The sequence below is a fragment of the Sphingobacterium kitahiroshimense genome, assembly GCF_025961315.1.
Lineage (GTDB): Bacteria > Bacteroidota > Bacteroidia > Sphingobacteriales > Sphingobacteriaceae > Sphingobacterium > Sphingobacterium anhuiense.
Genome location: NZ_JAOQNK010000001.1, coordinates 3,531,630 through 3,547,078, shown reverse-complemented (window position 1 = coordinate 3,547,078; position 15,449 = coordinate 3,531,630). Strand labels below are relative to the sequence as shown.

Below are 15,449 nucleotides of genomic sequence, written 5' to 3'. Positions count from 1 at the left end.
TATATGAAAACAAAATATAGTAAGGCTGTAGAGCCAAAGTCAAAACCCCGTGTGAATGTGGTTACATTGGGTTGTTCTAAAAATATTCATGATAGTGAAGTATTGATGGGACAATTAAAAGGTAATCAAATAGAAGTTGTACACGAGGCTACTAATATTCAGGAGAACGATATTGTTGTTATCAATACCTGTGGTTTTATCGATAATGCCAAACAGGAGTCTATTGATACGATCTTACAGTTTTCAGAATTGAAAGATGAGGGCAAGATCAATAAGGTCATTGTTACAGGCTGTCTTTCTGAGCGCTATAAACCTGAGCTACAATCTGAGATTACAAACGTAGACGGTTATTTTGGTACAAATGACTTACCTGATTTATTAAAATCTATCGGTGCAGATTATCGTCACGAACTGTTAGGTGAACGTATGTTGACCACGCCTTCACACTATTCTTATTTTAAGATCGCCGAAGGTTGCAACCGTCCATGTTCATTCTGTGCGATTCCGTTAATGCGTGGTAAGCATGTTTCGAAATCAATTGATGATTTAGTGAAAGAAGCCAAATTCTTAGCTTCTAATGGAACGAAAGAATTGATATTGATCGCACAAGATTTAACCTATTACGGATTAGATATTTATGGAAAGCGTAACCTTTCTGACTTGATGCGTCATTTATCTGATGTTGATGGTATCGATTGGATCCGTTTGCAATATGCTTATCCTTCTGGATTCCCAATGGATATTCTTGATGCGATGAATGAACGTTCAAATATCTGTAATTACTTAGATATGCCATTGCAGCATATTTCTGATCGTATGTTGACTTCAATGCGTCGCGGTACAAGTAAGCAAAAACAGATTGATTTGGTTAATAAGATCCGTGATAAAGTTCCTAATATTGCTTTGCGTACAACGTTAATCTGTGGTTATCCTGATGAAACTGAGCAAGATTTTCAAGAGATGTTGGAATGGGTTGAGGAAACACGTTTTGACCGCTTAGGATGTTTTACTTATTCGCATGAAGAGAAAACACATGCGCATTCATTGGAAGATAATGTCCCTGAAGAAGTAAAACAGGAGCGTGTAGAAGCGATCATGGAAGTACAACAAGGAATTTCTTTTGAGATCAATCAAGATAAAATAGGAAATACCTATAAAGTATTAATTGACCGTGTGGACGGCGATTACTTTATTGGCAGAACAGAATATGACTCTCCAGAAGTTGATAATGAGGTTATACTTGATGCAAAAACAAACTATGCCCGAATCGGTGATTTTGTAAATGTTAAAGTGGACCGCGCTGAAGACTTTGATTTATATGGATCTATTGTCAAATAATAGCGATCCAATCGTTGCTTTTATTCGTAAACACTACATTTGTGCGCAGAGAAAATATTAATTGCTTATTTTGTATAGCAATTATGTATATTACTCTGTTTTTAGTGCAAATGTAATCACGAATGAAAGCAACTTATATAGACTACAGCGAAACCAACAGCTTTTCTAAGACACTTATTGCTTATTTAAATCAGGATGAAGCTTTAGTTCCCTTTATCGGGAATTGGCCAACTTTCGCTGGTTTTGAAAAGCAAATTAATGAAAAAAAACCTTTTCCTTCGCGTACGCTTTTAGTTGATCGATTAAAAGCACAATATGGCGATTTACTAGAATCCGCTCCTCACGTTGCAGCAAACATTGATAAATTACTTGCTGATAACGCATATACCATTACAACGGGACATCAACTCAATATTTTTACTGGTCCATTATATTTTATCTTTAAAATCATAACAGCTATTCGTTTAGCAGATGATCTTAAAGTCAGGTTTCCAGAGAAAGAATTTGTTCCTGTTTATTGGATGGCTACGGAAGATCATGATTTTGCGGAAATAAACCATACGAAATTGTCAGGCAAAAAAATCGTTTGGGATACTCCCGCGGTTTCAGCTACAGGAAGGATGGATACGGATTCTATTGTTCAGGCAGTAAAGCAGTATACCGGTGTTTTAGGGCTTTCTGAGCATTCTTGTAAACTTGCCTGTATTGTTGAGAATGCTTATCTCAAGCATGATAATTTAGCCGATGCTACCCGATATCTTGTACATGAATTGTTTAAGAAATTTGGCCTGCTTATTATTGATGCTGATGACAAAGCGCTAAAAACCGTTTTTAAACCGATCATAACAGAAGATATTTTAACTGAAAAAAGCTTTAAAGCAATAGAAGAGACATCTGAGTCTTTGGAAAAAGCCGGTTTTGCCACACAGGTGCATGCTCGTGAAATCAATTTTTTCTATCTGACAGATGAATTTCGCGAACGTATTGTTTTAAATGCTGATGGTCGTTATGAGGTTTTACATCAGGATATTTACTTTACAAAAGCGGAGCTTGAAAAGGAAATAGATACATACCCAGAAAGATTCAGTCCGAATGTGGTTATGCGTCCTATGTACCAGGAAATCATCTTACCTAATTTAGCTTATATTGGTGGTGGGGCAGAAATGGTTTATTGGATGCAGCTAAAAGCAAATTTTGATCAATATGGAATTGATTTTCCAATTTTAATACCACGTAATTCTGCCATGATTACTGAAGATAATGTGGTGTCTAAGATTTTTAGACAGGATCTTACTTTTAAAAGTATATTCCGGGATAGTGAAATTCTAAAGAAGGAATTTGTGCGTCGGCAAACGAAACATCGTTTAAATCTAAATGATGAATGGATGGAGTTAAATGCCATATTCGGAAAAATAAAGCTTCGTACGCACAAGATAGATCCTAGTTTATCACCAAGTACGGAAGCGATTAAAGCACGGTTAAAAAAAGCTATTAATAATCTGGAAAAGAAATTAATGCGTGCCGAAAAGCGGAATCATAAAGATGCATTGTCTAATATCGACCATATCAAAGAACGTCTGTTTCCCGGTGGTGGATTGCAGGAACGGTCTGAGAATTTTGGTCTTCTCTATGTTAAATATGGAGATACTTTATTCGATGAACTTTATAAGCATTTTAATCCATTGGATTTTAAGTTTACGATACTCTATTAAAAGTCAGCTCAAAGCTGACTTTTTTCATTTATAATTTGATAACACACAGTTCAGTTCTAGTTAACAGGGGGTGGTTAGATTTGTTGCATAACAATGTAACAAAATACTAGATGAAAGAATTTCTACTCACAACATGTTTAACTGTCATTGGTACTGGTTTGTATGCGCAGACAACTCAGGCTGGTTTTGCTGGAAAGATTACAGACGAGCACGCTAAAGGTGTTCAAGGCGCTTCTGTAGAGGTTCGAAATGAATCGACAGGCTTCACCACAAAAACATCTACCAATGCAAATGGCGATTATAATTTTAAAGAGCTACCATTGGGCGGTCCTTATATATTGAAAGTTTCCTATGTTGGATATGGTGAACAGGTTCGGACCGGATATAATTTAAATCAGGGTGATATTGTTCGATTGAATATTTCCATTCAAAATTCTTCAAATGTACTAGAGACAGTAGAGATTAAAGGTACAAATACATTAAAAAATCAGGTTGAAAATTTAGGTGCCGCAACTGCCGTCACGGCAAAGGATATCGCAAAATTGCCGGTTAATGGAAGAAACTTTACCTCTTTAATGGATCTATCACCATTGAGTAAAGGTGATAATATAGGTGGTCAGCTTGGTTCTTCGACCAACTTTACCATTGATGGTATGAACGCAAAGAATCCAACATCTGCCGGTTCAACAACAAGCAGAAGCGGGGCACCATTTTCGATTTCGATTGAAGCTGTCCGGGAATTTAAAGTGGTGACCAATCAATATGATGTGACTTATGGCAGAGCAGGTGGGGGTACTGTAAGTGCCGTGACAAAACAAGGAACTAATAAGACACAGGGTAGTGCTTGGTTGTATTCTCGGGCTGATTGGCTATCCAGTCCTAATGATATCAATGGTAAAAAGCGGATGAATGATTTCTCCACTTACCAATATGGATTCACTTTGGGGGGACCAATCATTAAAGATAAGCTTCATTACTTTGTCGCTTGGGATCATCAACGTGATGCTCGCCCATTAATTATAGCCGATATAACCTCTACTGCAGATGAAGAACGTTTTGGCATTACAAGAGACAATCTGGATAAGTTTGTTGACATCGGACAAAGAAAATATGGTATGGGCCAGGAGGCACAGACAGGTTCTTTTGACAAAATACGTCCATCAAATGCGATCTTTGGTCGTATTGATTGGCAAATTAATGACAAGAACCTCTTGACCATCCGTAACAATTTTACAAACGATATGAATAGGCTTGGCTTGCAGGATAATAAGGATATCATGATGTATGAATCTTATGGAAATGATAAAAATATTGACAATAGCTTATTAGCGACATTGCGTACAACGATTTCTCCTAAAATAACCAATGAATTAAAAGTACAGCACCTTTATACTTATCAGAGTAGTAGTCCAGGGGATCTTTTACCGAGTAAAAATATTCCGCGCGCAATTGTAGAGGATATAAAATCTACCACTGGTACTAAAACACTGCAATTGGGTGGACATCGTTTTGCTCAGGAAGCTTTTAAAAATAATGTATTTCAGCTTGTAGATAATATCTATTACAGTACAGACAATATAAATTATACTTTTGGTGTTGACTTAATGTATACGCATGCAAATTCAGTGTATGGTAGCGAAGTGAATGGACGCTTCCACTTTAGACCAAGCGATAACGGAAATACTGCTTTACAAAATTTTGAAGCAATGGTGCCGTACAATTATTATCGTGAAGTTCCATTGATGGCAGATCCAACGGTTGTCGGCAAAATATTTAATGCGGGTGTTTATGGACAGCTACAGACCAAATTAGCTAAAGGTTTGGATTTAGTAGCAGGATTAAGATTGGATTATGGACATTACCCAACTTCTCCTCTGAACGAAGATTTGTTAAAAGAAGTTGGTGTACGTACGGATCATAAACTGAAGTCTTTTGTAGCTCAACCGCGATTTCAGATGACCTGGGATGTGAATGAGGAACGGAAAGACTTTTTCCGTATTGGAGGAGGTATCTTTGCTTCGGATATCAACAATTATATGACGATCAATAATCTGACCTTTGATGGTAAGCATTTTGCGACTGTAGATGTGCGTGGTAAAGATGTGCCTAATCCTGATTTTATTGGATATAGAAAAGATCCTTCTTCTACGCCAACATTGGCACAATTTCAAACACCGACCATTAATACCTATGGATCTGACGCGAAGATTCCAGTGGTGTATAAGGCAAACGTATCTTATACGCATTTCTTTACAGAAAAACTCAAAGCGAGTCTTTCAGGATATATGAATTTGGGACGTAATAATTATATGTATGTAGATCGTAATATGGTAAATGATCCTTTCTTTAGATTAGCGAATGAAGACAACAGGGGCGTATATGTTCCTGCATCTTCTATCGTTGCTGGTGCTCCAGATTGGAAGCAGGGAAGGATTTCTAATAAATACGGACGTGTTTTGGAAATGAATTCTAAAGGAAAGGTCAACCAATTTGCAGTGGTATTGGATGCCAGTTACCAATACTATAAGGATGGATCTATTTCTGTCAGTTATACGTGGAATGACGTGAAGGATAATACTTCTTTCAATGGAAATGTGGCCAATACAGCAACACTGTCTTTAGCAGTGAAAGATGATCCAAGAGATTTAAGTGAGATGAGTTATTCCAATAATCAATTCCGCAATAAATTGGTTATATATGGTACTTTGCCAACATTTTATGGCGTGAGTGTAGGTGTTCGTTATTCGGGTATTGGAGGAACACGTTATAGTCTGTTGGCAGGAGGTAATATCAACGGCGATTTTGTCAGCAATGATAATGATCTAGCTTATATTTTTGATCCAAATAATCCAAGTACGCCAAAACGTATAGTAGATGGTTTAAATAACTTATTGGATAATGCTGCCAATCAAAGCCTCAAAGATTATATTAAGGAATATGAGGGTAAAATAGCAAAACGTAACGGAGGGATAAATGGTTTCTATGGCTTAATTGATCTTAGGGTCGCTAAAAAGTTCAATTTATACAAAAACCATGCTTTGGAGGTATCTGGTGATCTCTTTAACGTTGCCAACTTATTTAAGAAAACTTGGGGTGTAAATGAAGCCATTGGGAACCAGAGATTATATGCTTTGGGTGGAAAAGATACTGACGGAAATGCTTTACCTCAGTTTGATGCGACATTACAGCAGTATAATTATAGCGTAGCAAATACGGGAGTGATCTCACGTTCTGGAAATCCATATCAATTTCAATTAGGTTTACGTTACTCTTTCTAATATTTCAACTTATAAGAGGGTCTTTTCAAAATGAGAAAAGGCCCTTTTTTTATGATTTTATTTTGGTATGGGTGATAAGCGAACTGACATCGTGCATAACGAGCATTTGTTATCAGGAATTATGTCGGGTAAATTAGAATCTTGCTCTAGATGATGAAATTGAGCTTAAATTTTGTGTGCAGATGAGATCGCAAACGATTGTTTTGTATGGGTATTCTAATAATTATTTTTACAGACATAATCTGCTTTTTTTAGGACTTGAAAAAATGTATCTTTGCACATCCAAAAAGCAGCTGTTTTGCTATTATTTTTAATAAAACCAAAAAAGGTAAGAATCTAGCGAAAGGCACTAATTTTTTGCACACATGAGTAACATACATTTTCAAGAAAAATTTGAAGATCGTCACAACGGACCAAGATCGGTTGAAACGAGAGAAATGTTGGAATTTTTAGGCGTTGACTCGCTTGACCAACTTATTGAGCAAACTGTTCCTGCACAGATTCGTGCAAAACAAGCTTTACAATTGCCTGCTGCTTTAAGCGAAGTCGCTTATTTGAAAAGGGTAAAACAAATTGCAGAAAAAAATAAAGTTTTCAAGTCTTATATCGGACAAGGTTATTTTGATGTGATTTTACCAGGTGTTATTCAAAGAAACGTCTTTGAGAATCCAGGATGGTATACACAGTATACACCTTATCAGGCAGAGATTGCACAAGGTCGTCTTCAGGCTTTGTTAAATTTTCAAACGGTTATTTGTGATTTAACAGGATTAGAGATCGCGAATGCGTCTTTATTAGATGAAGCTACTGCTGCGGCTGAAGGTATGTTTATGCTTTATTCGGCTCGTAAAAACAAAGCGGCTAATGTTTTCTTGGTTTCTGAAAATGCTTATCCACAAACGATCGATGTATTAAGAACTCGTGCATTATCTTTTGGAATTGAACTTCGTATTGAAGCTATTTCTGAAGACAGTTTAACGGATGATGTATTCGCTGCATTTGTTCAATATCCTGCTGCAGATGGTTCAATTATAGATTATAAAGCTTTTACTGCTGTTGCGCATGCCAAAAACATTACTGTTTGTGCCGCTGCAGACTTAATGAGTTTAACGTTATTAACTCCTCCGGGAGAATGGGGTGCTGATGTTGTTGTTGGTAATTCACAACGTTTCGGTGTACCAATGGGTTTCGGTGGTCCTCACGCTGCTTTTTTCGCAACTAAAGACGCTTTTAAGCGTAATATTCCAGGCCGTATTATCGGTGTTACGACAGATTCTAATGGCAATTACGCATTGCGTATGGCATTACAGACTCGTGAGCAGCATATCCGTCGTGATAAAGCATCATCTAATATCTGTACTGCACAGGCTTTATTAGCAATTATGGCGTCATTCTATGCCGTATATCATGGTCCTCAGGGAATCAAGAATATTGCTAGCCGTATTCACGATTTGGCTCAATTGTTAGACCAAGCTGTTCAACAGTTGGGTTATACGCAATTGAACAAAAACTACTTTGATACTGTTCGTTTTGAATTAGGTGGTGAAGTTGCTGGATTAAAATCTGAGGCTTTAAATAACGAAATGAACTTCAATTATGTAGGTTCTGTTGTAGGGATCTCTATTGATGAGTCAACGACTTATGAAGACATTTTAACGATTGTAAAAGTATTTGCTAAAGTAAAAGCTAAAAATTTGGCTGATGTTGATTTCGAATCTATCGAGGCATCTTTAACATCAGCTCTTCCTGCTGATTTGGTTCGTACTTCTGATTACTTAACACACCCAGTTTTCAATAGCTACCACTCAGAGAGTGAGATGTTACGTTACATCAAATCTTTGGAAGCAAAAGATTTATCATTATGTCATTCTATGATTCCATTGGGATCATGTACAATGAAATTGAATGCTACTGCTGAAATGACTCCAGTTACATGGGCTAACTTCGGCGGTTTACATCCATTCGCTCCTGCAGATCAAACTTCTGGTTATATGCAGTTGATCGGTGAGTTGAATGATTGGTTATCTGAAATTACAGGTTTTGCTAAGATGAGTTTCCAACCAAACTCTGGCGCTCAAGGAGAGTATGCCGGTTTAATGGTTATTCGTGCTTACCATGAAAGTCGTGGAGACCATAACCGTAACATCTGTTTAATTCCTGCTTCCGCTCACGGTACAAACCCTGCTTCCGCTTCTATGGCTGGATTGAAAGTTGTGGTTGTTAAATGTGATGATCGTGGTAACATTGATGTTGAGGATTTAAAAGTAAAAGCAGCAGAGCATGCCGCGAATTTAAATTCATTTATGGTGACTTATCCATCTACGCATGGGGTATTTGAAGAACCTATTATTGAAATCTGTGAAATTATCCATGCAAATGGTGGACAGGTTTATATGGATGGAGCGAATATGAATGCGCAGGTTGGTTTAACAAGCCCTGGTCGTATCGGTGCTGACGTTTGTCACCTGAACTTACATAAAACGTTCTGTATCCCTCACGGTGGTGGTGGTCCTGGTATGGGTCCAATCGGTGTTGCAGCACACTTAGTACCTTTCTTACCTAATCACGAAGTGGTTGAAGTTTCTGGTCAAGAGGGTATCACTGCAGTATCTGCGGCGCCATTTGGTTCTGCTTCTATCTTAATTATCTCGCATGCTTATATCGCAATGATGGGTGGAGATGGATTAACGAACGCTACAAAAACTGCAATTTTAAATGCAAATTATATTAAAGCTCGTTTGGAAAACCACTACCCAGTATTATATTCTGGTGTAAATGGACGTTGTGCACACGAGATGATCTTAGATTGCCGTGCATATAAAAATGTGGGTGTTGAAGTTGCTGATATCGCAAAACGTTTGATGGATTATAGTTTCCATGCTCCAACAGTTTCTTTCCCTGTAGCGGGTACTTTGATGGTTGAGCCTACTGAGTCTGAGTCTAAAGCTGAATTAGATCGTTTCTGTGATGCTTTGATCGCTATTCGTCAAGAAGTTGCTGCGGTTGAAGCGGGTGATGTAGATCAGGTTGATAACGTATTGAAAAATGCGCCTCATACTGCATCTGTTGTAACTGCTGACGAGTGGACTAGATCTTATTCTCGCCAAACAGCAGCGTATCCTTTGGCTTATTTAAAAGATCGTAAGTTCTGGCCTTCTGTTGGTCGTGTAAACGATTCACAAGGAGATAGAACATTAATTTGTTCATGTCCTTCTATTGAAGAGTACGCAGAAGCTTAATCAAAAATATAATAAAATAAAAAAGCCTTCATCTAATACAGATGAAGGCTTTTTTTGTAAAAGATAATATTGAGCATGTCATCTTTAGGATCTTGCTCATGATGGATGGTGGACAGTTCAATACCTTAACTTTTTGAGGAAGTAAGATTAAATATAATTCATTTGTAGCGGGAGTAGAGAGAGGATTGTCATAGCTAAATGATGAATCTCAAAAAAGGTAAAAGAAAGAAGATGTCTTATATATGATGCAATTATAATTGTAAATAAAACAAATTTATCTAAGTTTGTTTTGTGTTTTAATGAAAATCCAAGTTCAAGTTTACATGACTTAACTAACGACGCGGATTGTCTTTTTTGTGCAGCATCAATAATGATGATATCATTTTTGTGAATAGCTTGCTGACGGAATGTTTACTGGACGGAAAAGCAAGATGTTGGAATACGTATTTATCATGCATAAATGAGATGAAGTGCTTCTGAAGTAATTATATTAATAATGAAAGTAAAATCAACAATAACTTTTTTAGTGATGACAGCGCTATTTGCTTCCTGTTCGACAGGTAAGTATGCCGCAACTGAGAAAGTCTATAAGAAAAAAGCAAAGTTACTTGCCAAAGAATATGCTACAAGTCCTGTTATCAACCAAGCTATCGGTAAATTACCGCTATCGGTTGAAAAAGAATGGATCGCATCGATAAACTTTGGGATTCGCAAACCAAACTATGTTGTGATTCATCATACTGCTCAGGATTCACTGGGACAGACCATACGTACCTTTCATTCTGAAAAGGCGGGTGTAAGTGCTCATTATGTTGTTGGCCGTACCGGTAAAGTGGTGCAGATGGTCAATGATTATTATCGTGCACATCATGCAGGAATTGGTAAATGGGGTAATGATACGGATCTAAATTCTTCTTCTATTGGAATTGAATTAGATAATAATGGAACAACAGATCCTTGGACAGATGCACAGATTAATGCACTGACCGAGTTACTTTCGTATCTTAAAGTGAAATATAACATCCCTCAAGCAAACTTCATTGGTCATATGGACTTAGCTCCAACTCGTAAAAATGATCCATCACGATTTCCCTGGAAGGTATTAGCAGATAAGGGTTTTGGTTACTGGTATGAAGAATATCTGGAAACTCCACCAATTGATTTTAATCCAAAACTGGCTTTGAGAATTATTGGTTACGATGTAAAGAATTTGGATGCAGCTATTAAGGCATTTAAACAGCATTACATCCAGACGAATGCAAATGTCGCTACGCTGAAGGAAAATGATCTGAAGATATTATATTCGATCTATAAAAAGTTCTTATAACAATAAAGAGCTCCAAATTTTGGAGCTCTTTATTGTTATTGTGACATCTATACCGTCTTAACATATTTGATATCGTAATTCTCAATGTCTATGATGTAGCCATTTTTAATTAAGAAATCAAATAATGGTTTGGCTTCTTCAGAAACGGCCATATTTTTTGTGGTGATAATCTTATTTTCTTTTTTCAATAAGTATGGGTATGCATATAGCTTGATATTCTTATTGAACATTCCCGAAATATAGGAAAGAAGTTCATTGGTGTAATGCTCCTTGTTGTAATTATCCGAATTAAAGATATTTCTTAAATTGGAAACGTTTGTCGCAATACCAATATTTTTTGGTTTGAAATTATTGATAAACTCAGCAAGATGATTATTTCTTCTGAAATTGCTGACGATGATATTATTGCCTGTTGAACATAGCTCTTCGGCACGGTGTGCAAATTCTTCGAGATCTTTATCGGTAATGATATGATCCTCTTCAAGTACATTGCCCATTAATACCTCTATCAGGACTACTGTGTTTTCTGATGTTGCGCCTGTGTTTTTCTTAAATTGATCTACAGCAAGATTGAATAGATCAAAGTTAGGTAGAGATTTTTGTCTATATTTCGTTCTTAGAAGAATGATATTCTTTTTGTAAAGGTAATCTTTGATCTGTGCGGCTTTGCCATCTGGTTTAAAGATTGCGGCCTTTGCAAAACCTTTAGCAATGAGGTATAAATTGATCAATCTTTCATTGACATTTTCAAACAACGGGCCAGTTACTTTTACAAGATCAATTTCTACAGAGCCTACAGATAGATTGTCGACTAATGACTCAATCATCGTCTGCACGTTATCGGTATAATAATTGGCTGCGAAAAGGAGGTTGACTCCAATGATACCCAATACTTTTTGTTGTAGCTGGTTGTCGCTATCTAGCAGTCTTACGTGTATAATGATATCGTTGGTAGGGCCGTCGACTTCGTGTTGAAATCTGACACCAATCCAACCATGAGGTTCATTTGTTTTTGTAAAGTTTAGCGTAGTAACGGTGTCGGCAAAAGCGAAGAACTTTTTGTTACAGTATTTTTCACCATGTAAGCGCTTGGTTAATAAATCGAACTCGTGTTTTAGCATTTTCGTTAAACGCGTGCGGCTTACATATCTGCCATCCTCTTCTTCTCCGTAGATGGCATCGCTAAAAGTCATGTCGTAAGCCGACATTGTTTTGGCGATTGTTCCAGATGCCGCCCCTGCATTGAAAAAGTTACGTGCAACTTCTTGACCCGCTCCAATTTCAGCAAAGGTGCCGTAAATCTCCGGATTCAGATTTATTTTCAGTGCTTTTCTTTTGGTTTCAAATATTTCTCTTACCATGGTACAAAGGTACAAAAAATGATAGCCTGCAGAAAAGGAATGGGAGGGAAGATGATATTTGATCAATTTATAACAAAAGGGTTATTTTGATATCAAAATAACCCTTTTGTTACTGGTCTGTATGAAATTTTAATTTAAATATGCTTAAAATATTTTCAATTTGTGAAAGGCATAAAATAAGGCTGAACTTTGAAGTGCCTGACCAAATTTATTTTGCAACAGCAATTCTTTTGCTTCTTCGATAGAAATCAAATAAACATCTATTTGCTCACTTTCATCTAGGTCTTGCTCCTGGATCTTCTTTCCTCCCTGCATGAGGTAAGTATGTGTAATATTTTTACTTGTAGCAGGGTTGGCATAAAGTTCCGCAATTTTTTCAATCTTGGTAAAAGAATAACCTGTCTCTTCAAGCATTTCTCGCTCCGCTGTAAATTGTGGATCTTCTCCTTCTTCCATCGTTCCTGCCGGTATTTCAAGAATAACCTCGCCTGCAGCGTGTCTATATTGTTTGATGACGATCAACTTATTGTCTTCCGTTATACCGACCATATTGACCCAGTTTGGATATTCTAGCACATAGTAATGATCATTAATACTGCCGTTAGGCAACTCACAGGTATCCCTTCGTAAGGTAGCCCAAGGTGCTTTCGAGATATATTCTGATGATAGTAATTTCCACTTTTCCATTCGTACGATTAAATAATATCGGCCATCATTCGGTCCACTTTTGTGGCTAACTCTTTTTGGAGCTGTTCATAGTGCGATTTAGCTGTTAATGGTGCTTTTACTGAACAATAAAATTTTATTTTAGGTTCTGTTCCTGATGGTCTCGCAGAAATAACATCACCATCTACAGTGATAAATTGTAAGACGTCCGATTTCGGGAGATCAATGACTGTTTTAGTACCGGTGGCTATATCTATGGCGACCGAATTTTCATAATCACGAACTTCTACAACAGCTATGCCTCCTAAAGATTTAGGCAAATTGGCACGCAGGTTACTCATCATTGCTTTGATTTCTTCTGCACCAGCTTTACCTTTTTTAGTTAATGAAACTAATTTTTCTTGGTAGCATCCAAATTCTTGATACAGGTCAAGGAGAACTTCATATAAAGATTTGCCTTTCGATTTGTAATAGGCGGTCATCTCTGCTAAGAATGCGCATGCATTTGGGGCATCCTTATCACGTACAAGACTTCCGACTAAGTAACCATAGCTTTCTTCTCCGCCAACTAAATATGTCGCTGAATCGCCTAATTTGGTCATTAGTTCGCCAATATATTTGAATCCAGTTAAGGTCTCATAGTAAGGTACATTAAAATGGTTGGCAATTTCAGCTTGAAGATTTGTTGTGACGATTGTTTTTACAACATAGGGATTGTTATTAAGTTGATTTTGTTCTTTTTTAGAACTTAATACATAATAAACAAGTAGACTACCGATCTGGTTACCGTTCAGTAATTGAAAACTACCTTTATCGTTTTTAACTGCGATTCCAACGCGATCAGCATCGGGATCTGTTGCTAGTACGAGATCAGCATCCAGCTCTTCACCTTTTCTCTTGGCCAATGCCATAGCATCTTCTTCTTCTGGATTAGGATAAATAACTGTTGGAAAATTACCATCTGGAGTGGCTTGTTCTTCTACAATGGAAACATTGTTAAATCCCCACGCTTCCAATAATTTTGGAACAATTGTAATTCCTGTTCCATGAATGGGAGAAAATACGATTTTAAGATCTTTTTGAGCTTCTACAGCCTCCGGGTGGATACTTAATTTTTTATTTTCATTAATGTAAATTTCATCAATTTCATCACCTACAGGTATAATATTTTCTGGAATTGGCTGAAATGATATTTGCGAAACGCTATGGATAGCATTAACTTCTGTAATGACATTTATATCGTGCGGAGCTGTTAATTGGCATCCGTCGTTCCAATAGGCCTTATAGCCATTATATTCTTTTGGATTATGTGAGGCGGTAAGCATGACCCCGCTTTGGCAGGCAAAGTGACGGATTGCAAATGATAGTACAGGTGTTGGACGCAGTTCATTAAATAAATATACTTGGATTCCATTTGCCGCAAATACATCAGCCACCAGCTTTCCTAGGCTTTGCGAGTTGTTGCGGCTGTCGTAAGCTACAGCTACTTTAATGACCTGATTTGGAAATTGCTTTTTTAGATAGTTTGCCAACCCCTGAGTTGCTTTACCGATGGTATACTTATTTATCCTATTGGATCCTACACCCATGATACCACGTAAACCTCCTGTACCAAATTCTAAATCTTTATAGAATGAATCTGTTAGTTCAGTTACTTCGTTGTTATCAATTAAAATTTGTAAAGCAGCTCTTGTTGCTTCATCGTATTCTGAGCTAAGCCATTGGTTGACTTTTGCTTGTAAATCCTGATCTAGACTATTCATTGTTATTGTGAATTTAAACTGTCAAAGTAAATATTTTTTAGGAATGTAATGCTTTTAATGTGAAATAAATCATTATTGTTAGGCATCACATCCACCATAAGCACGATCAAGTACCGTAAACATCCACTTACCATTTTTATTTGTGATGTGGAAGATAAGTGGAGCGTTTTTATCGGTTAGTATGATGCGGTAACTTTTAGCTTCTAAAGCTTTTAGTTTTTGAATTTCAGCATTTGATATTTTAGCATCCGAGATCTCGTTCATGAATTTTGCGGTATGCGATAGTTCTGTTGGATGTTGTTTGTTATTACAAAATAACCCTTTTTTATTCCAGGCCTCTTTTCCGCAGTCATATACTGGCAATTGCCCTATAGTAACCTTTCCTAAGAAATTGGTATGCGGATAAGGGTAATAATCGGGTATTGGATGATTGAAATCAAAAGCCACAGCATGTGTATAGATGGCTTGCACTCCAGGTCTATAGATGGTGTAATAACCGACCGTTTTGTCAATATAATTGTTTAACGCCTTGGAATCTTGTTTGTTAAATGCTTGAATAATATTCATTATGGCCGCGTCTAATGATTCGCCCTGTGGTGCTTGTTCTTGGATCGTATCTGTTGAATCTGATGGGATCGGCAGTGTATCTTTTGCTATCGTATCGATAGAATCCAGTTGACTTTCCTTTTTTTCAGCAGTTCTATTGCAACTGCTGAAAAGAAAAACTGCAATGAGCCAGACTCCCAATATTTTTTTCACCATGGT

The 15,449-nt window shown here is 37.1% G+C and carries 9 protein-coding genes; 5 read left to right on the top strand and 4 right to left on the bottom strand.

The genetic code is table 11. The annotated features are described in order from the left end of the window. The first annotated feature begins 3 nt into the window (after positions 1-3). The 5 genes from rimO (at position 4) to M2265_RS15625 (ending at position 10,894) form a co-directional block, all read left to right on the top strand. On the top strand, positions 4-1,338 hold the full coding sequence (gene rimO, locus M2265_RS15645; RefSeq protein ID WP_021189157.1) for a 30S ribosomal protein S12 methylthiotransferase RimO: 1,335 nt from the start codon (positions 4-6) through the stop codon (positions 1,336-1,338). A gap of 122 nt (positions 1,339-1,460) precedes the next feature. Next, positions 1,461-3,050: a bacillithiol biosynthesis cysteine-adding enzyme BshC gene (bshC, locus tag M2265_RS15640; protein WP_132771717.1), complete on the top strand. Its 1,590-nt coding sequence runs from the start codon at positions 1,461-1,463 to the stop codon at positions 3,048-3,050. A 110-nt stretch (positions 3,051-3,160) separates the two neighbouring features. Then, positions 3,161-6,328 (top strand): TonB-dependent receptor, encoded by a 3,168-nt coding sequence (locus M2265_RS15635; RefSeq protein WP_021189154.1) that lies wholly within the window; start codon positions 3,161-3,163, stop codon positions 6,326-6,328. A 365-nt stretch (positions 6,329-6,693) separates the two neighbouring features. Next, positions 6,694-9,567 (top strand): aminomethyl-transferring glycine dehydrogenase, encoded by a 2,874-nt coding sequence (gene gcvP, locus M2265_RS15630; protein ID WP_132771716.1) that lies wholly within the window; start codon positions 6,694-6,696, stop codon positions 9,565-9,567. A 496-nt stretch (positions 9,568-10,063) separates the two neighbouring features. After that, positions 10,064-10,894, top strand: coding sequence for an N-acetylmuramoyl-L-alanine amidase (locus M2265_RS15625; protein WP_021189152.1), 831 nt, complete (start codon positions 10,064-10,066; stop codon positions 10,892-10,894). 47 nt (positions 10,895-10,941) lie between these two features. Here the strand turns inward: M2265_RS15625 and M2265_RS15620 are convergent, their stop codons facing one another. The 4 genes from M2265_RS15620 to M2265_RS15605 form a co-directional block, all read right to left on the bottom strand. Continuing rightward, on the bottom strand, positions 10,942-12,255 hold the full coding sequence (locus M2265_RS15620) for a nicotinamide mononucleotide adenylyltransferase (protein ID WP_132771715.1): 1,314 nt from the start codon (positions 12,253-12,255) through the stop codon (positions 10,942-10,944). A 144-nt stretch (positions 12,256-12,399) separates the two neighbouring features. Beyond that, complete coding sequence (locus M2265_RS15615; protein WP_021189368.1) at positions 12,400-12,942, bottom strand: NUDIX hydrolase; 543 nt, start codon at positions 12,940-12,942, stop codon at positions 12,400-12,402. 8 nt (positions 12,943-12,950) lie between these two features. Then, positions 12,951-14,684, bottom strand: coding sequence for a phospho-sugar mutase (locus M2265_RS15610; protein WP_132771714.1), 1,734 nt, complete (start codon positions 14,682-14,684; stop codon positions 12,951-12,953). Between the two features lie 78 nt (positions 14,685-14,762). Further along, on the bottom strand, positions 14,763-15,446 hold the full coding sequence (locus tag M2265_RS15605; protein WP_132771713.1) for a hypothetical protein: 684 nt from the start codon (positions 15,444-15,446) through the stop codon (positions 14,763-14,765). Positions 15,447-15,449 lie beyond the last annotated feature (3 nt).